Raw genomic sequence first — 19,488 nt, forward strand, 5'->3', positions numbered from 1 at the left:
GCTATGTTATGTCAATTTATTTTTAATGAGAGGTAAGGAATGGCAGGATATACTCCTAATGGTTCAATTATTGAACAATCCGGTAGCCGTGTGCAAACATATATGAGTCATGTTTATGGTTGGATGACGGTAGGTTTGCTTTTAACGGCAATGATTGCGTGGTTTGCATCAACGAATGTGCAACTTATGCGAGTATTATATAACATAATGTGGGTTCTATTGATTGCTGAGCTTGGATTAGTATTTGTTATCTCTGGTTTAATTAACCGATTATCAGGTGCAGCGGCGACAACATTATTTATGTTATATTCAGTCTTAAATGGTTGTACTTTTTCTATTTATTTCCTTGTTTATACCTCATCTTCAATAGCAAGCGTCTTCTTTATCACTGCGGGTATGTTTGGTGCACTTGCATTTTATGGGTATACGACAAAACGTGATTTATCCGGTTTTGGGCGTTTCCTATTTATGGGATTAGTTGGTATTATTATCGCTTCGATCGTAAATATATTTTTACAAAGTGAACCATTAATGTGGGCAGTAACCTATATTGGTGTTTTTGTTTTTGCAGGGTTAACAGCGTATGACACTCAAAAATTAAAAGAATTAGGCGAAAACATATCACAAGATGACCCAAATATGTTTAGACGTTATGTTATTCTTGGAGCATTAACGCTTTATCTTGATTTTATCAACTTGTTTATTTTGTTGTTAAGAATTTTTGCTGATCGTCGATAGTTTCAAATTTATTCATATAGTAAGGGCTCTTTTGAGCCCTTATTGCTCTCGTTGTAATCCAACTTTTAAGCATCAACTTTTCTGTAAATGGAATTTTAATTATATCTTACTGTATTATCTAATTGATATATGGCTGAATATTTTTAAAAGTAATCAATTATTATGAAAAAATTATATACATTTATTTTAATCAATACCTTTATCTCATCCATAATTGCAATCAGATACTTTTTGATACCTGGAGTCACGTTTTCATGGCAAAGTGGTTTTTTTTCTTTTTTTGCCGTGCTAGGGCATTTTTTTTCATTATATCTTCTGATTTTTTTGATTCTCGTTTCTTTAATTTGGTTAAAAAAATGTTATTTTAATACTATTGCTGCTTTGTTGGTTAGTTTAGCGCAGATAGTATTATTTTGTGATACGATTGTTTTTCAACAATATCGCTTTCATATTAATCAATCAGTTCTTTCATTAGTCTTTTCTGGACAAGTGGTAGACTTTTCAACTATTACTTATATTGTAATGTTAGCACTTGCCACTTTAGTATTTTGTATCGAATTACTTATTCTGTGTTTTTTAGATAAAAAGATGACTAAATCAAAAGATCATCGAAAGAAGACACGAATGATTGTTATAGCCACAATTATGTTATTGGGTGCTGCGTTAATTAGTCATGTAATCCATATGGTGGCTTTTTATTATGCTTATTCACCCATTATGGTAGTTAAAGAGTATCTTCCTCTTTATCGTCCCTTTACTTCAAAAAAAATCATGGGTTTTTTTGATAAAGCAGGGGAGCGTAAAGTGATTAATCAGTACACCAAATCAAGTGCAAATATCTATTATCCTAAAAATAGTTTAGTGATTGATCCTGAAAATAAAGAAAAAATGAATATTATGTTTATTGTCTTAGATTCATGGCGTTACGATACTTTCAATGAAGATAATTCACCCAATACCTATCGATTTGTTAAACAAAATAATGGTGTCATTTTTGATAATCATTATTCAACAGGTAATGCAACCCGTACTGGAATTTTCGGATTATTTTATGGTATCCCTGGTACTTATTGGGATGCATTTTTGCGTAATAGTATTCCTTCACTTTTTATTACTACTTTACAGCAACAAAATTATAATATTGGTATTTTTACCTCTGCCAAAGTTTCGTCTCCTGAATTTGACCGCACAGCATTTGTAACCATTAAAAATTTGAGAATTAGCAGTCCAAATGGTACGCCTTCATATCGTGATAAACAGATGACCAATGATTGGCTAGCTTGGTATCAAAATCGGGATACCTCTAAACCGACTTTTTCGTTTTTATTTTATGATGCTCCTCATGGTTATGATTTTCCGAATGACTTTGAAGTAAAGTATAAACCCGTAGGCGATATAAATTATATCACCTTGAATAATAATACTAACCCACTGCCAATTCTTAATCGTTATAAACAGAGTGTCTATTATGATGATTATTTGATGCAAAATATTTATGATGAACTTAAAAAATCGGGAACACTCAATAATACGTTAATAATTATTACGGGTGATCATTCTCAAGAAATCAATGATAATGGACTAGGGTTTTGGGGGCATAATGGGAATTATACCGATGCACAAACTAAGGTGCCTTTTATTATCATTGGAGCGAAAGATCTAAAAATTCTTCAGGAAAATAGTCAACGTTTGACAAGTCATGAAGATGTTGTACCTTCGTTAATGAAACATTATTTACATGTTCAAAATGACATATCTGATTATTCAACAGGGTATGATTTATTTAGTCCAATCACAGATAGAAATTGGTTGTTAATGTCAAATTACAGTTCTTATGCGGTACGAACGTTGGATAATATCTATTTTGTTAATCGAATGGGTATTAGCCATTATATGGATTCACGAAATCATGAAGTTGATCAAACGCCAAACTATCAATACATTCAAGATGCGATGAATAAAATGCGATATTTTTATCAGGAAGGTAATAAATAAAATTATGCCACCAAAATTTTGGTGGCATAAGATGATGTTATTTAACATCAGCACAATTCAGACAATAAATATAGCGATTTTGTTTATCGGTAAATTTATCCCATAAAGAGACTTGTTCACGAATTTGTTTTACTTCAGGAAGTTTTTCAAATAAAACTTCCGCCGTTGATTTTGGTAACATAGCAATCATATCTGAATAAAAGGCGCTAAACCAGTTGACTTCCGGTTTTTGCCAATCAATTCGATAGTCAGTTAAATTAGCTAACGTTGCGGCGATTTCAATGGCATCATCAAAATCACCTAGTTTATCTACTAACCCATTTTTAAAGGCTTCTTCACCTAGCCAAACTTGGCCTTGACCAATTTTATCCACTGCTTCTGTGGTCATTTTACGTGATTTTGCCACTAAAGAAATGAATGTACTATAACCATTATCAATATTCATCTGTATGAGTTGATTCATCTCTTCAGGCAAGTTTTTAGCAAAGTTATTATTTGCCAATGGAGAAGTTGACACGCCATCACTATAAACCCCTATATGAGAAAGCGAGTTTTCGAAAGTTGGAATCATTCCAAAAATACCAATAGATCCAGTTATCGTATTAGGGCTAGCAACAATATAATCCGATGCCGTTGAAATCCAGTATCCTCCTGACGCAGCCATACCACCCATTGAAACCACAATAGGAATTTGATATTCATGTAATGCTTCAAGTTCGCTACGAATGGCTTCTGATGCTTCTACACCGCCACCAGGACTATTGACTCTTAACACAACAGCTTGAATGTTATTGTCGGTTAAATTTTCACGAATTGTTCTGAGTTGATCAACAATTTCTTGACTGCCGGCGATATTGCTATCATTTTCACCATCTGAAATCGTACCATTTACAAAAACTATAGAAATAAGCGGTTTAGAAACTGAATTAGTATCCTGTTTTTTATCATCTTTTAATTTGTAGTCATAAATACTGACTTCAGGTAAATCTTTACCTTTTAGAACAAATTCATAAAAATCTTGTTCAAAAAGGTAATCCGATTTTACGAAATCCACTAAACCATTTGATAACGCATACTGACTCATGCTGCCATTAGCCTCGTGCAATCTAGATAGCATGATTTCCGGACTAGGAACCAGTTGTGATGGTGCTTGTTTTCGTTGGGAAGCAATATCATTTAAATAATTATTCCACATCAATGTTAACCATCTTGTGGTATTCGCTTTTGCTTCAGCAGACATATCATTACGGATAAAAGGCTCGATAGCTGATTTGTAGGTACCAACACGGAACACATGCGTGTTCACTTTTAAATTATCCAGTAAAGTCTTGTAATATAGGTTATTAGCAGCAAGCCCATAGACATTAATGGCACCTTGCGGGGTAAGAGAAATTTTATCAGCATAACTTGCTAAATAATATTGGCTTTGATTAAAGTTTGTGCCTGAGGCATAAATGGGTTTATTCGCCTTTTTAAATTTAGTGAGATATTTACCTATATATTGTAGTGAACTCAAATCTGCCCCAACAAAATTATCTAATCTTAATACCATATTTTCTATATTTGGATCTGCGGCAGCTTGATCTATTTTTTGTGTTAATTCAAATAAACTGTTTTCTCGAGCAAGATTTACTCGTTTTCCATATATCTTGTTTTGTAAATGATAAATATCATCATTATAAAGTGTGCTATCAACAATAACACCTTCAAGATCTAAAACTAATGTGCCATTTTGTGGAACGTCGTCTAAACTTTGTGATTCTTTAAATAATGCAATAAAACTTGAAATGAGTAATATGGCAATCAAGAATATAATGTTAAAAAAAAGCTCTCTTAGGAAATTGATAACTTTCCATATGGATTTAATGACGGATAAAACAGACATAGTAAATGACCCTTTCATAATGATTTATCTAATTTTTTAGCTTCAATATTTCTTTTCTTAAAATACTTCTTATCTTCAAATCTTAAACAAGTTAATTTTCCACCCCAACAACATCCCGTATCAAGTGCAAAAATATTTTCCGGGGTACCTTTACCATTCAGTGCCGCCCAATGTCCAAAAACGATACTATATTCAGGCGGTATTTGACTAGGAATTAAAAACCAAGGTTTAAGTTTGGTTGGCGCTTGCTCAGGTGGTTTTTTATAATAAAAATCAAGTCGACCATCTTCATAACAAAATCGCATACGTGTTAACGCATTGGTGGCATAACGTAGACGATCAAAACCTTGTAAATCCGATGACCATTCATCCGGAAAGTTTCCATACATTTTGTCAAGAAAGAGGGGATAAGAATCGCTAGATAATATTTTATTGAGATCATCAGCACATTTTTTTAATGTTTCCATATCCCACTGCGGTGAGACACCTGCATGGGTCATAATGATTTTTAATTTTTCATCAATTTGAACTAAAGGCTGTTTACGTAACCAATTCATCAATTCATCATAGTCTGGTGCATTGATCACCTCTTCAAGATTATCTTTCTTTTTAGGCGGCGTAACATTAGCATAAACTGATAACAAATGAAGATCATGATTACCTAATACCAGCCGAATTTGGCTGGTATTCGTTTTGACAAATCTTAAAACTTCTAATGATTTAGGACCTCTTGCTACAAGATCACCTGTTAGCCATAACGTATCGGTTGAGGAAAATCCAGCTTTTTCAAGCAATCGCATAAACTCATCATAACAACCATGAATATCACCGATAAGTAAATTTGCCATGACATCATTTCCATGCGTTGGCAAGCTGGCAATATTGCTGCACAGTTAAATTTTCAGCTCGTAGCGTTGGATCAATATCTAATTCAATGAGTTGTTCTACAGAGAACATATTGGATAAGCTATTACGAATCGTTTTACGTCTTTGGTTAAAGGCTTCAGTAGTTAATCGAGAAAGTATCTTAACATCATTAACTAAGTAAGGTTTTTGCTTATAAGGGATTAATTTAACTACCGCCGAATCAACTTTAGGCGCAGGTTTAAAAGCACTCGGAGGAACTTCTAAAACGGGAATGATTTGGCAATAGTATTGTGCCATAACACTCAATCTACCATAATCTTTGCTATTCGGCGCTGCGACCAAGCGTGTAACCACCTCTTTTTGTAGCATAAAATGCATATCAGTGATGATATTTGCAAATTCAAAAAGGTGAAACATTAAAGGTGTGGAAATATTATAAGGTAAATTACCAAACACGCGTAATGGTTTACCTAATTCAGTTGCAAGTATATTAAAGTCATAATTAAGTGCATCTTGTTCAATTACGGTCAACTTATCAGTTAATAAAGGATTTTGTTTTAGTCTTTCCGCCAAATCACGGTCAATTTCTATGACAGTAAGGTGATCAACAAGTTTACTCACGGGTATAGTTAGTGCTGCAAGACCAGGCCCAATTTCAACAAGTGCCTGATCTTTATTAGGTTGAATTGCGGCAACAATACTTTCAATAATATATTCATCATGTAAAAAGTTTTGCCCAAAACGTTTACGGGCAAAATGTCCTTGGTGAACTCGATTATTCATTATCATCTACACCTTTGATTTTGATATATGCGTCACCTTTTAACTCTTGAATCCAGATTTGAGATTCTTCAGCAAATTTACGATTAAATATAAGTCGATAAGCATGATCTTGTTTTGCTGATTCGGTTTTGTCTGCCTTTCTGGTATCGAGTAGCTGAATTAAATGCCAACCATAAGCAGATTGAACAGGCTGACTGATTTCACCTTTTTTAAGTTTAAGTAATCCATTTTTAAAGCCAGTATCATAACGTTCTGGCATACTCCAACCTAAATTACCGCCGTTATCGGCTGAACCAGGATCTTCAGAATACGCTTTCGCTGCTGCTTCAAAAGTGGTAGCACCACTCACGATTGCTTTTCGAATGTCTGTTAATTTCTGTTTAGCTATTTGGTCTGTAACAAGGACATTTGTTTTAATCAAAATATGACGAGCATCCACTTCTTGAACAGTAATCGCTTTTGGTTTTTCAGTGCGAGTATCATCAACTTTTAAAATATGTAATCCTACCCCAGAACGAATTGGTCCTATGATGCTATCCTTAGGCGCACGAACTAAACGTTCTTCAAATATCGTTGGTAGCTCGTTGAGTTTACGCCACCCCATGTTACCGCCTTTTAAGGCAAGATCATCGTTTGAATATGAGGCAGCCAGTTTAGCAAAATTTTCGCCTTTTTTAGCTCGATTGATTACATCCCGTGCTTTTTCGGTTGCAACATCAACTTGTTGTTTAGACGCTTTCTCAGGAATAGCAATTAAAATGTGACTAATCTTTACGCTTAAATTATTCGTGAGTTGTTTGGTCAAACTTTTTGATAGATTTTCCACTTCTTTGTCAGAAATATTGATACGATGTCTAACTTCATTCATACGGGTTTGATCAATTAGCATATCGTTATGAATACGTTCACGATAAGCTGAATAACTAATTCCCATCGTTGATAACTTACTGCGTAATTGATTGACGGTCATGCCATTTTCACTTGCAATCTGAGCTATTGCTTTAGTTACTTCATCATCACTGACTGTAATTTTAGCTTTAGCTGCTTTTTGTAATATTAAGTTTTCAACAATTAAACGATCAATGATTTGTTGACGAAGTATTTTATCATTCGGTAAATTGTTAGGATTTGTGCTTGCTTTAATGGTTTTAAGCATTTCTTGAACATCACTTTCTAAAATGACGTTATTATTGACAACAGCAGCAACCTGCTCAATAACGCGTGGCGCAGCATTTGCTGTTAAAGGATTAAGCAAACCAATACTTAAACTTAAATTTAACGCAATAATTAGTTTTAATAATTTCATATTTTTAACTCATTTTTTTGCTATAGTGTCATTGCTATAGTAATAAATTAATTGATTATGTTTTTTTGAACAATTTATTCAAACGCTGAGACATAAGGAAGTTTGCCGTAATTTAACATTTTTGCTTTTGCGTCACTTCGGCGTCCAAATCCTTGTAATTCAAAGTTTAAAGACAATTTATTTTCATATTTACTTTTATGCGTATCGATATTCCAATCAGTTAGTTTTCGTCCATATTGCACTGTCATCCCCCAACAACAGTCGCTGTAATGTAATCCAACAAACCCATCGACCATTTGTCCTTTTTTGACATCATGATAATACGATCCAACTGCTGAAACTGTTTCAGAGAGTGGCCAAGTAGTCATAATACCAGTTTGAGAAATATTTTGCTTATAGTTATTATAAATCGAGTTTAAATCAACCGTATCGATGTATTTATGATTTGCATAACGGTATGATAATTGAATTAATTTATTACTCGAAGGACGATATTCAAAAATACTGTTGGCTAATGATATTGCATCAAGGCGAGTATCATATTGCACCCCACCTCTAAATACAATTTCATCTGAAATTTGCCAAAAGTTGTCTGCTGCCCAAGTTATACTACCCGTATCAGAGTTTCTATCCAATTTGGTATTGTTTTCACTGGTTCTTGATTTAGTAAAATACGTGGTTTGCCCAATCGAAAAATTGAATCGTTCAACTTTATTTATATCATAGAAACGTGTTGTTATACCGGTTGAAATTTTATTAGTAGATGGAATTCGGTCTAGACCGCTATAAGGTTGATCCCTAAATAATCCAATATAGTCTGATTGGAGTAAGGTCGAATCATAATTTAATATATTTGATTGTTTCTTATAAGGTATATAAATGTATTTTACACGTGGCTCTAATGTTTGGGTATAACCCTCAATAAGGGTTGTATCTCGTTCAAAAATAATTTTACCATCAACCGATATTTTGGGTATAAATCGACTGACATTTTTATCAAGATTTTTGAAACGGTTACTATTACTCGGTAAATCCTGATTGTAATAAGTGGCCATAAAACCAGCTTCAGTTGATATCGAAGACCAAGAATTAGTTAACGTATAGTTTAATGTTGGTTCGATGTGAGTACGCCAAGTTTTAGGTTCATTTTTCCCTTTGCTAACAAAATGACTGATTTGCGCATAGTTTTTAAATTTAAATGGTCCGAAATCATAATTGTAATAGGTAATATCTAACTGAGGTTGAGTTTGATAAAGATTATCTTTTAAATTAGTACGGAAAGTCTGAAAGTTTAATTGGCTTAATGTAATGTCCCAATTTTCATCGTTATAACCCAACTGATAAAGTTGAGAAAGGTAACCCGCCGTTGATGAAACATAATCGGAATCTAAATCCGAAAGATATTGGTTATCACTGACACGTGTAGCATTAATTTTTAGTCGCCAATTATAATTAATCAGTTCATCGTTTTTCCAATAGAATAACCAGCGTTGACGATTATCATCATAATTAATACCATTGGCTTTATTATCACGGTCTTTATTATATTGACTGTCATGTTGTAGCCAATCAAAGGCAAGCGTACCTGCACCAAGTTCGTTAAGATAACGGAACTCAGTTTTTAATTGAAATCCTCTTTTTACTAGGATTCTTGGTTGAAAAGTTGCATCATAGTTAGGTGCAATATTCCAATAAATAGGTAGCGAAAAATCAACGCCATCTTTGTTATTAAAGCTAAGATTCGGCATTAATAAACCTGAGCGTCGTTTATTTCCGGTAGGTAATTGTAAATAAGGTGAATATAAAACAGGTACTTTTCCCACTCGAAAAACCGCATTCCAAACTTCAAGCAATTCTTCTTTGTTGTCATGAATTACGGTTGTACCCTTGATACTCCAAGTATTGTTATCAACAGGACAAGACGTAAAACTACCATTTTTCAAGATCACATAACGATTATTCTCAAGTTTGATTTCATCGGCTTGACCTCGACCAAGGCGATTTACTAAATGGTATTTACTTGATGTTATTGCAGTATTGTTATTATTAAGATTCATCGATGCATGATCGCCTTTCATTTGAATTAAATTATCTTGATAATTGATACTGCCATCGAGGGTGACGGTTTGGGTATTATTTTCTGAGTTTATTGTCACTCTATCGGCTTTTATAACCCGATTGCCTTGTTCAATTGATACATTACCCTTGTAAGTGGCTGTATTTGGATAATTAGCTTCAAATTCGTTTGATTCAGCATTAACCGGTAATGTATTGATATTACCATTGACTAATGGTCGATCAAATCTAGGCACATTATTTAGACATTGAGCGTTATTGCTATCAGATTTTGGCAAAGCAATAGCGTAACAAACATTGTTATATAAGGAAAAAACTATGGTTAATGTGATTAGTGATGGCGTTAATTTTTTCATCAATGATTAAAATTAATTATGTTTTTTATAATTAACACATTATAACGGTTATTTATAAAAGTGCGAATGAAAAATTAACGTTTTCCTTTGCGTTTAAATGTTTTATTGAGTTGTTTGACCATGATTACTCGTTTTTCAGGCGATGTAAATTGAAATTCATCCCACCATTTAGCCAGTTCAAGTAATTCGCCTTTTTCAATTGATGCTCGCATTTCAAGAAGATCATAGGCAGCACGAAACTTAGGATTTTCTAAAATTGCAAATGCTCGCTTGCCTTCTCTTTTCTTCATGCGTAGCTGTAAACGCCATATATCGCCCATAATAGAGGTTAACCGTCGAGGGATGGCGAGCACTTTACATTGTTCAGCAAGAACATCGTTAATAGCAACAGAAAAAGCGTCGTGAAATTGCAAACCACCTTCAATACAAGTCAATTGTGTTTGCTCAATAATTGGGTACCAAAAAAATGCAGCAAACAAAAATGCCGGATTAACCCTTTTATTATTAGCAATGCGATAATCGGTATTTTTAAGAACTTGCTCAATGATTTTTTCTAAAAAGCTATTTTGATTATTTGTGAACAATCGGTTAATAGCTGGAAAAAGTTGTTCAAAAAGATGATATTCTTTTAATAATTTATAAGTTGCGTAACCATTTCCCGTTTGTAAAAGTTTGAGCGACTCATCAAAAAGTCGAGCAGCTGGAATATTTTTCAATAATGGTGCTAGGTGCTTAATGGGTTTTGCTGTTTGTGCTTCAATTTCCATATCCAATTTAGCGGCAAAGCGTACCGTTCTTAACATCCTGACCGGATCTTCTCGGTAGCGTACTTGAGGATCGCCGATTAAGCGAATTAGACCTTTTTGTAAATCTGCAATACCGCCACAATAATCACGTAAGCTAAAGTCTTTTAAACTGTAATACAGTGCATTTATGGTGAAATCCCGACGGATAGCATCTTGCTCTATGGTTCCGTACACATTATCGCGTAATAACATTCCGGATTGCGAACGTCTAGACATATTGGTTTGATCCAATTGATTATCATGTTCACCACGGAAAGTTGCCACTTCAATAATTTCTTTACCAAACATAATATGGGCAAGTCTAAAACGTCTGCCAACTAAACGGCAATTACGGAAAATCTTTTGTATTTGTTCTGGTGTCGCATTGGTTGTAATATCAAAGTCTTTTGGCTTTTTGCCTAAAAGAAGATCCCGAATACACCCTCCAACTAAATAAGCCTCATACCCTTGTTTATTTAATCGATGAAGTACTTTAAGCGCATTTTCACTTATCTCTTTGCGAGAGATATTATGTTCATTACGAGGAATGGACACATAATGTGATTCAGGGTGTTTATCATGGCAAAACATTTTACGATAAAAGCGGGAAACTTGTTTAAAAATAGCGCACCTCAAAATTTGTTATAAATTGTAAACCAAATATAATGCCGAATTATAGCCTAATTGAATTTAACTTTCCACGGCTCAAACCAATAACTATTAAGTAATCATTAAACTCCTTGAATAAGTCGTCGTAAAACAGTCAATGATTTTTCTATCTGATTTTTTTAAATACAATTATCAAAAATAACATTTATTTATATAGTACAATATAGTAATATCGTTCAATCAAAACGACTTATTTAATTTCGTTTGTATCTATGTAATATCATGGAACTGATTATAATTATTTAAACTTATACTTGAATTTTTTTGAGTTAATTGTAGGGAAACAATAATTTCCAGCAACAGACACAACGTTAAAACATGATTACAAGACATTTTTACCGTTAATTTTTATACTGCAATTAAGTTCCCAAAATCACTTGAGTATATACTATTAACTGATAACTTATCGGGGGCATTATGAATATTCGTGATTTAGAATATTTTGTTTCTTTAGCTGAATTCCGGCATTTTCGTAAAGCAGCTGATGCTTGTAATGTAAGTCAACCAACCTTAAGTGGACAGATCAGAAAATTGGAAGATGAACTTGGCGTAATGTTGTTAGAACGCACTAGTCGCAAGGTTTTATTTACTCAAACTGGCATGATGCTTGTAGAACAAGCCAAAGAGATATTACGTAATATCCAAATTTTGAAAGAGATGGCAAGCCGCCAAGGTGAAGAGATGTCAGGGCCAATGCATATTGGATTAATTCCCACCATTGCACCTTATTTATTGCCTCATGTCATCACGGTTTTACATGAATCTTTTCCTCAATTAGAACTTTATTTGCACGAAGCTCAAACGGCCAATATTGTTGCACAACTTGAAAGTGGTAAACTTGATTGTGCGATTGTTGCTCAAGTTAAAGAGACAGCGCAATTTATTGAGTTACCTTTATTTGATGAACCAATGTTCTTAGCTGTACCTACAAATAGCGATTTAGCTAATCAAAAAACCATCAAACTTTCAGATTTGAAAGGGCAAAAATTCCTCATGTTAGAAGACGGACACTGTCTACGTGAACACGCTATGGGTTATTGTTTCCAAGTTGGAATCGACGAAGACAAGCAATTTAAAGCAACAAGTCTTGAGACTTTACGCAGTATGATTTCAGCCGGTCGTGGAATTACTTTATTTCCTGAGTTAGCCGCGCCAAACGAGCGAACTCGTGATAATATTTGTTATATCCCTTGTACTGATCCTGTTCCTTCACGAAGTATTGAGCTGATTTATCGACCAGGTTCACCATTACGGTCTCGTTATGAAACCATTGCTAAAACAATTCGTGATCATATGCCAAAAGTATTTGCTGAAAAAGAAAAATTAATTAACGTGGCGAAATAATTATTTTAGAACAAATCAATTTATTTAAAGTTATTAAAAATAAAAATGAAAAATAGCAAATCAGGTGGCGTGCGTGCAAAACAAAAAGAAAAAACACGCCGTAGCTTAATCGATGCAGCATTTAATCAACTTAACGCAGAGCAAGGTTTTGCAAGTTTAAGTTTGCGTGAAGTTGCACGTGAAGCAGGTATTGCAGCGACCTCTTTTTACCGTCATTTTCGAGATATGGATGAGTTAGGTTTAGCAATGGTTGACGAAAGTGGTCTAACACTTCGTCAATTATTACGTCAAGCTCGAAAACGTATTGAGAAAGGAGGCAGTGTCTTACGCACCTCTGTCACAACTTTCATTGAGTTTATTGATAAAAATCCGAAAGTTTTTTTATTATTACTACGTGAAAAAGCCGGAACCTCATCAGCTTTTCGCTCCGCTATCGCTCGCGAAATACAACATTTTATTGTTGAACTGGTTGATTATCTTGATAATGCCAATAACATGCCCCATTACTATAATGAAGCTCAAGCAGAGGCAATGGTAACCATTGCATTTAATGCGGGTGCGGAAGCAATTGATTTTGATATCGTTCAACGTCAGGAACTCATCGAAGATCTGATATTTCAACTTCGTATGGTTTCACGTGGCGCCTATTATCTTTATCATAAAGAACAAATTAAACTCGAAAATCGCTAATTTAATTTTTTATTTAATAAAACCTATAATTTGGTTATAAAAAAACTGCGGTTTAAACCGCAGTTAAATAAAATGATTTAATCAATAATCATTACAGATTCTGTAATACTTTTTCAACACTATCTTTCGCATCGCCAAATAACATATAGCTATTTTCTTTAAAAAATAGTGGGTTTTGTACGCCTGCATAACCCGTATTCATTGAACGTTTAGAAATAATCACCGTTTTCGCTTTCCAAACTTCAAGTACAGGCATGCCTGCGATAGGGCTATTTGGATCTTCTTCTGCCGCAGGGTTAACCGTATCATTTGCACCAATGACCCAAACAACATCTGTATCAGGAAAATCATCATTGATTTCGTCCATTTCTAGTACGATATCATAAGGGACTTTAGCTTCTGCTAATAATACATTCATGTGACCTGGTAAACGTCCTGCAACGGGGTGAATCCCGAATCTTACTTCAATTCCCATACCACGTAGTTTTTCTGTAATATTACTGACAGCGCCTTGTGCTTGCGCAACCGCCATACCATAACCTGGTACAATAATGACAGAACGCGCTTCTTTTAACGTTTGTGCAACTTCAGCAGGTTGCATTTCACGATATTCACCTTGTTCTTCATCAGTAGTGTTAGCTGAGCTACCGTCAGTACCAAAACCGCCTGCAATAACGCTAATGAAAGAGCGATTCATTGCTTTACACATAATATAAGAAAGAATGGCGCCTGAAGAACCAACTAATGCGCCGGTAACAATTAATAAATCATTACTTAGCATAAATCCGGCAGCGGCGGCAGCCCAACCTGAATACGAGTTTAACATCGAAATAACCACAGGCATATCTGCACCACCGATAGATGCAACAAGGTGGAAGCCAAATACGAATGCAATAATGGTCATGGCAAGTAAGCAGACCAGTGCGCCAGCGCCTGTTTTTAGCTCAATGAACGTAAACATTAAAATGATTGAGACAACAATTGCAGCTAAATTCCAATAATGTTTATTTGGAATAGATAACGGTTTTGAGCTAATGCGTCCATTAAGTTTGCCAAATGCGACAATAGAACCTGAGAATGTTACTGCACCAATAAAGACACCGACAAAAATCTCGACTAAATGGACGGTCATTTCACTACTATGGTATATCAGTATTGCACTATTTAAATCTAAAAAGCTATTTAAACCAACAAGTACTGCTGCCATCCCAACAAAGCTATGAAGTAATGCCACCAGTTCAGGCATTTGCGTCATTTCGACTTTTTTGGCTAGGTATAAACCAATAGCAGCACCCAGAATCATGGCAATGATGATCCAATGCAATCCACCTTTAATACTTGCAACGGCAGCAATAAGTGCAATAGCCATGCCGATCATACCGTAAATATTACCAGATTTAGCTGTCTCTTGATTTGAAAGTCCACGTAGACTAAATATAAAAAGTAATGCAGCAATCACATAGGCTGCTTGAATAATTCCATTACTGAACATTATTGATACTCCCCTCTATTTGCCACGTTGGAACATTTTTAGCATTCTTTGAGTAACAAAGAATCCACCAAAAATATTGATGCTAGCAATCAAAATAGCTACAAAGGCAATGGCAGTCGTTAAACCATTATCATCACCAATTTGCAATATGGCACCGACTAAAATAATGCCTGAAATCGCATTTGTTACAGACATAAGTGGTGTATGTAAAGAGTGGGTGACATTCCAAACAACGTAATAACCCACAACACAGGATAAGGCAAAAACAGTAAAATGCCCTAAAAAGCTTTCCGGAACTGAATTAGCAATCCAAAAATAGGCGATGATTAACAGAGCCAGAATTCCAAATTTTTTTTGTGGTGCCATTTGTTTCGGTTCGGGTTTTACAACAGGCGTTGTCGCTTTTTGTTGCGGTTGAGCCGACACTTGTATTGGTGGTGCAGGCCAAGTGATTTCTTTATCTTTAACCACTGTCACACCACGAATAACAACATCATCAAAGTTGATATCAATATTGCCGTCTTTCTCTTTAGCAAGCAATTTTAGTAAATTAACAATATTCGTACCATAAAGCTGTGAGGCTTGTGCAGGCATACGATTAGCTAAATCAGTATAACCAACGATTTTAACGTTATTATTGGTTTCAAAAACTTTACCTGGTTTGGTTAATTCGCAGTTACCACCTGTTAGTGCCGCTAAATCTACAATCACACTACCTGGTTTCATTGACTCTACCATTTCTTTAGAAATCAACTTCGGAGCAGGTTTACCGGGGATAAGAGCGGTTGTGATGATGATATCCACTTCTTTGGCTTGTTCAGCAAATAAAGCCATTTCAGCTTCAATAAAAGCTGCTGACATTTGTTTTGCATAGCCGTCGCCTGAACCGGCTTCTTCTTCAAAATCTAATTCTAAAAAATCAGCGCCCATACTATTAATTTGTTCGGCAACTTCAGGGCGAGTATCAAATGCCCGAACAATTGCACCTAAACTCACCGCTGCACCGATTGCAGCAAGACCGGCAACACCGGCACCAATGACTAAAACTTTTGCTGGTGGGACTTTACCTGCAGCGGTAACTTGACCAGTAAAAAAACGACCAAATTGATTTGCCGCTTCAATAACTGAACGATAACCAGCGATGTTAGACATTGAACTTAATGCATCAAGTGATTGTGCTCGTGAAATACGTGGCACACAATCCATTGCCATGACTGTTATGTTTTTGGCAGCAAGTTTTTCCAATAACTCTTTATGCTGAGCAGGATAAATATAGCTAATGAGAGTTGATCCTTCTTTCATCAACGTGATTTCTTCATCAGTTGGTGCGTGAAATTTAAGAATTAAGTCATTTTGCCAAATATCTTGAGTATTTTGAATTGTGGCTCCAGCATCAATGAAAGCTTGGTCTTCGAAATGAGCAGCATGTCCAGCACCTTGTTCAACTGAAACTGTAAAACCAAGTTTTAACAGTTGTCCAACAGTTTGTGGTGTAGCAGCAACTCTTGCTTCATTGGCTAACCGTTCTTTAGGTATACCGATATGCATTGCGTTACGTCCTTATGTTAAGTGAGCTTGTAAATGTTTCTCGATTTTAGCATAAATTAGCGACGGTGCGAGTAGGGAATTTATTTTTTATTATCGAAATATTAATATTAAATTTAATAATAATTGGATTTTAAATCTGTGAATTAAAATTAAAATATTTACCCTGCAACCAATGTGATTAAATCTTTTTGATAGTGAACTAATTAAGGAAGAAATAGATGTGTTAGTTTACCTAAAATTGATCATTCCTTCTACTGATAGCTTTGCATTTATTAGAAAGAAAACAGGTTTAGTTGGCTTGTGATTCATCGTATAAAACTTGGAATTTATCAGAACATTCAATCAAAATAGTTCAATTAAAAAGATTTATGGAAAAATCGGTAAATAATGCTGGCGAGATAAAACGTCAACCTATCCCAATTGATATTAAATCGTTGGGATTTTTAGTGTCAGTCTTATAAACACAAAACAGTGTTGTTTTGATTTATACGTAACAATTAATAGCCCTGTAATTTGCTGTTGAGGTTATGGTAAAACCAAGTATTGTCCAATAATAAGTATTAACGAGGTAAAATATGGCCGAATTAAGCCAGAAAAAAAATAGTATGCTAACATTAATGTTTGCATTGCTTGCTGCTTGTGTAGCATTTCAACTCAATGCGAGTATGTTAAGCCCAGTATTAGTCACTATTGCTAAAGAATTAGGTTCTAACGACGCTCAAGTCGGATTATCCCAAACCGCTTTTTTCACCTCTGCTGCACTGTTTTCATTATTTTTACCCCGTTTAAGTGATATAAAAGGTCGTAAAAAAGTCTTAACGATTATGTTGTTTATTATGACATTAGGTACGGTGCTTGCAGCGGTTGCCCCGAATATCGTTGTATTATATATTGCGCGAATTATTCAAGGTGTATCAGGGCCAGTCGTTCCACTTTGTTTACTGATGCTCAGTCATGAAGTTAAAGATGTCAAAAAATATGGCATGTTAATGGGCATAGTGACCGCTGTAAATGGCGGTATTGCTGGCATAGATGCAATTGCCGGCGGTCTGCTTGCAACTTATTGCGGTTTTCGTTCGGTGTTTTGGGTCATTGCGATTGCCGCAGCGCTATCTACCTATTTTGTTCATCGTTATGCACCTGAGTCTAAACCTTCTGAAGGAACCAAAATGGATTGGTTAGGCGTGCTGTTCATTGTGCTTACCGTTGCTGCATTGTTACTAGCGCTAAATGAAGCAGGGAATTTAGCCCTTGCCAACTGGTTTAAAGTCATAGGATTAACTATTTTTGCTGGTATCTGTTTTATTCTATTTTGGAAAACAGAAAAAACCAGTAAACAACCATTAGTAACGATAGTACATTTAAAAACCAGAGCAACTTGGGCAATATTGTTAACCACTTTATTAACTATGACAGGGATTTTTGCCGTCGTTAATGGGTTAGTGATGTCATTAGCGCAAAATCCTGAAATCGGATTTGGTTTAGAAGCTGATTGGGCTTCACTTATTTTGTTAACACCTTATGCCTTAATTGGGTGGTTGATAGGGCCATTTTCTGGACGTTTGGCGCCAAGTTTAGGTTACAATAAGGTACTTAAATTAGGTTTAATAGGATGTGTCATTAGTCAATTAATGATCATGTTCTACGGGATTGATTCACTACCGATATTAATTATTGGTGTTATTGCATTAGGTATTTTTTATGCAGGAATGGCGAATATCATTTTAAATGGTCTTGGTATAGTCTTATCGCCTAAAGAAAACTTAGGTTTTCTGCCAGGCATGAATGCAGGGGCTTTTAATTTAGGTGCAGGATTAAGTTTTGCTTTATTGCCTGCTGTACAAATGATAAGTGGTTATACCGTTAAGGGTTATTTTAATGGAATGTTATTAGGATTAATCATTACAATTTTAGCCTTAGTTTGTAGTTTCTTTATTCCTCGACCTGTCGAAGCTGAAGTATAAAATCAAGATAAAAACGGGATTTTTTAATCCCGTTTTTATTGTTTAAATTAATCTTCTTCTGGCATGAGTGTAAAAACTAATGTTGTAAAAAATTTTTCTTGAGTCGCAAGTTGGCTATCTTTTAGGGGAAAACCTATTTCGACACCTACTACGTTTAAGCCTTGATTAGGAATAGTAATGGTCGCTTGACCTTTATCATCAGTTGTAATCGTTTTATCTAAATTATTAACGACATCGATAATAACAGCAGTATTTGTTAATGGCTGATTATTTTTATAGACCGTTACAAGTAAATTATCACCGCGTTTTAATTGGGTTGGATCAACTGCTGGTACTATTTGTAACGGAATATCTTCAACCCGTTTAGGTGCGTTGACGGATGATAAATAATTGACACTGTATTTAATGGCATGGGTTCCTTTACTCGCTCCTTCTACTTTATTCATCGGAAGATTAACATATTTACCCTGTGCATTTTTAGTCCAATAACCATAATCAAAACTAACGGTTACAACAGCGGTATTTTCTGTCGGTTCAACGGTCACATAATTTTGATGTTTTTTTTGATTAATCGGTAAAGAAGTCCAATTACCGTTATAAGCATGAATCTTTTTTACATATTCCGTTTGATAACCATTATCTAACGGACCTTCACCTAAAACGATTTGCTTTTGATCAACCCGATTAGCGATCCAAATACCATGAGCAGAAAGCGATTGTGATATCATACAAGTAACACTTCCTGATAAGATGAGTACAAATAATTTACGCATGATAAAAATCCTTATATTTTATGAAAATGATAATCATTATCATATCGATATAAAAAAAGTCAATGCTATTTGTGTAATTATTGATCATCAAAAAATGTTTAATATGATAATTAAATATAAAATATGTTTTGTTCGTTTTTGATCGCTTTAGTAATAAAATAATTGCATTACAATTCTTGAATATAAATAACCAAATTGTGTTTTTATTTTTTTGATA

General features: G+C 34.7%; 14 protein-coding genes. 5 read left to right on the top strand and 9 right to left on the bottom strand.

Annotation, left to right across the window (positions count from 1 at the left end; all coding sequences use genetic code 11):
* The first annotated feature begins 39 nt into the window (after nt 1–39).
* Complete coding sequence (locus tag J3U14_RS05905; protein WP_267352392.1) at nt 40–738, top strand: Bax inhibitor-1/YccA family protein; 699 nt, start codon at nt 40–42, stop codon at nt 736–738.
* Nucleotides 739–900: 162 nt separating this feature from the next.
* Nucleotides 901–2,733: a sulfatase-like hydrolase/transferase gene (locus tag J3U14_RS05910; RefSeq protein ID WP_267352391.1), complete on the top strand. Its 1,833-nt coding sequence runs from the start codon at nt 901–903 to the stop codon at nt 2,731–2,733.
* Between the two features lie 37 nt (nt 2,734–2,770).
* Here J3U14_RS05910 and sppA read toward each other — a convergent pair whose 3' ends face one another.
* The 6 genes from sppA to pcnB all read right to left on the bottom strand — a co-directional run bounded on the left by sppA (nt 2,771) and on the right by pcnB (nt 11,415).
* Nucleotides 2,771–4,618: a signal peptide peptidase SppA gene (gene sppA / locus J3U14_RS05915; RefSeq protein ID WP_267352390.1), complete on the bottom strand. Its 1,848-nt coding sequence runs from the start codon at nt 4,616–4,618 to the stop codon at nt 2,771–2,773.
* Between the two features lie 14 nt (nt 4,619–4,632).
* Nucleotides 4,633–5,466 carry a bis(5'-nucleosyl)-tetraphosphatase (symmetrical) ApaH gene (gene apaH / locus J3U14_RS05920; protein WP_267352389.1) on the bottom strand — a complete coding sequence of 278 codons (834 nt, stop codon included), beginning with the start codon at nt 5,464–5,466 and terminating at the stop codon, nt 4,633–4,635.
* A 4-nt stretch (nt 5,467–5,470) separates the two neighbouring features.
* Nucleotides 5,471–6,268 carry a 16S rRNA (adenine(1518)-N(6)/adenine(1519)-N(6))-dimethyltransferase RsmA gene (gene rsmA, locus J3U14_RS05925; RefSeq protein WP_267352388.1) on the bottom strand — a complete coding sequence of 266 codons (798 nt, stop codon included), beginning with the start codon at nt 6,266–6,268 and terminating at the stop codon, nt 5,471–5,473.
* Nucleotides 6,261–7,574 carry a peptidylprolyl isomerase SurA gene (surA, locus tag J3U14_RS05930; protein WP_267352387.1) on the bottom strand — a complete coding sequence of 438 codons (1,314 nt, stop codon included), beginning with the start codon at nt 7,572–7,574 and terminating at the stop codon, nt 6,261–6,263. Before surA ends, rsmA begins: the two co-directional genes overlap by 8 nt.
* Nucleotides 7,575–7,648: 74 nt before the next feature.
* Nucleotides 7,649–10,006 (bottom strand): LPS assembly protein LptD, encoded by a 2,358-nt coding sequence (gene lptD, locus J3U14_RS05935; protein ID WP_267352386.1) that lies wholly within the window; start codon nt 10,004–10,006, stop codon nt 7,649–7,651.
* 74 nt (nt 10,007–10,080) lie between these two features.
* Entirely contained in the window at nt 10,081–11,415 is a 1,335-nt protein-coding gene (pcnB, locus tag J3U14_RS05940) for a polynucleotide adenylyltransferase PcnB (protein ID WP_411589972.1), read from the bottom strand.
* Nucleotides 11,416–11,877: 462 nt separating this feature from the next.
* Here pcnB and oxyR point away from each other — a divergent pair, with 462 nt between their 5' ends.
* Both oxyR and fabR read left to right on the top strand, forming a co-directional pair.
* Nucleotides 11,878–12,804, top strand: coding sequence for a DNA-binding transcriptional regulator OxyR (gene oxyR / locus J3U14_RS05945; protein ID WP_267352384.1), 927 nt, complete (start codon nt 11,878–11,880; stop codon nt 12,802–12,804).
* A gap of 45 nt (nt 12,805–12,849) precedes the next feature.
* A complete protein-coding gene (fabR, locus tag J3U14_RS05950) occupies nt 12,850–13,494 on the top strand; it encodes an HTH-type transcriptional repressor FabR (RefSeq protein WP_267352383.1) in 645 nt (214 codons plus the stop codon).
* 91 nt (nt 13,495–13,585) lie between these two features.
* Here the strand turns inward: fabR and pntB are convergent, their stop codons facing one another.
* Nucleotides 13,586–14,986: a Re/Si-specific NAD(P)(+) transhydrogenase subunit beta gene (gene pntB, locus J3U14_RS05955; protein WP_267352382.1), complete on the bottom strand. Its 1,401-nt coding sequence runs from the start codon at nt 14,984–14,986 to the stop codon at nt 13,586–13,588.
* Between the two features lie 15 nt (nt 14,987–15,001).
* The gene (gene pntA / locus J3U14_RS05960; RefSeq protein ID WP_267352381.1) at nt 15,002–16,534 is read right to left on the bottom strand and encodes a Re/Si-specific NAD(P)(+) transhydrogenase subunit alpha; all 1,533 of its coding nucleotides are present in this window, start codon (nt 16,532–16,534) and stop codon (nt 15,002–15,004) included.
* Nucleotides 16,535–17,109: 575 nt separating this feature from the next.
* Here pntA and J3U14_RS05965 point away from each other — a divergent pair.
* On the top strand, nt 17,110–18,498 hold the full coding sequence (locus tag J3U14_RS05965; protein ID WP_267352380.1) for an MFS transporter: 1,389 nt from the start codon (nt 17,110–17,112) through the stop codon (nt 18,496–18,498).
* A 47-nt stretch (nt 18,499–18,545) separates the two neighbouring features.
* Here J3U14_RS05965 and J3U14_RS05970 read toward each other — a convergent pair whose 3' ends face one another.
* Nucleotides 18,546–19,271, bottom strand: a complete 726-nt coding sequence (locus tag J3U14_RS05970) for a DUF4198 domain-containing protein (RefSeq protein WP_267352379.1) — start codon at nt 19,269–19,271, stop codon at nt 18,546–18,548.
* Nucleotides 19,272–19,488: the final 217 nt, after the last annotated feature.

This window comes from Gilliamella sp. B3801, assembly GCF_026536645.1.
In the GTDB taxonomy this organism is placed as follows: domain Bacteria; phylum Pseudomonadota; class Gammaproteobacteria; order Enterobacterales; family Orbaceae; genus Gilliamella; species Gilliamella apicola_I.

Coding starts and splice junctions, on each gene's coding strand:
- J3U14_RS05905 (WP_267352392.1), top strand. CDS start 40: ATGGCAGGATATACTCCTAATGGTTCAATTATTGAACAATCCGGTAGC.
- J3U14_RS05910 (WP_267352391.1), top strand. CDS start 901: ATGAAAAAATTATATACATTTATTTTAATCAATACCTTTATCTCATCC.
- sppA (WP_267352390.1), bottom strand. CDS start 4,618: ATGTCTGTTTTATCCGTCATTAAATCCATATGGAAAGTTATCAATTTC.
- apaH (WP_267352389.1), bottom strand. CDS start 5,466: ATGGCAAATTTACTTATCGGTGATATTCATGGTTGTTATGATGAGTTT.
- rsmA (WP_267352388.1), bottom strand. CDS start 6,268: ATGAATAATCGAGTTCACCAAGGACATTTTGCCCGTAAACGTTTTGGG.
- surA (WP_267352387.1), bottom strand. CDS start 7,574: ATGAAATTATTAAAACTAATTATTGCGTTAAATTTAAGTTTAAGTATT.
- lptD (WP_267352386.1), bottom strand. CDS start 10,006: ATGAAAAAATTAACGCCATCACTAATCACATTAACCATAGTTTTTTCC.
- oxyR (WP_267352384.1), top strand. CDS start 11,878: ATGAATATTCGTGATTTAGAATATTTTGTTTCTTTAGCTGAATTCCGG.
- fabR (WP_267352383.1), top strand. CDS start 12,850: ATGAAAAATAGCAAATCAGGTGGCGTGCGTGCAAAACAAAAAGAAAAA.
- pntB (WP_267352382.1), bottom strand. CDS start 14,986: ATGTTCAGTAATGGAATTATTCAAGCAGCCTATGTGATTGCTGCATTA.
- pntA (WP_267352381.1), bottom strand. CDS start 16,534: ATGCATATCGGTATACCTAAAGAACGGTTAGCCAATGAAGCAAGAGTT.
- J3U14_RS05965 (WP_267352380.1), top strand. CDS start 17,110: ATGGCCGAATTAAGCCAGAAAAAAAATAGTATGCTAACATTAATGTTT.
- J3U14_RS05970 (WP_267352379.1), bottom strand. CDS start 19,271: ATGCGTAAATTATTTGTACTCATCTTATCAGGAAGTGTTACTTGTATG.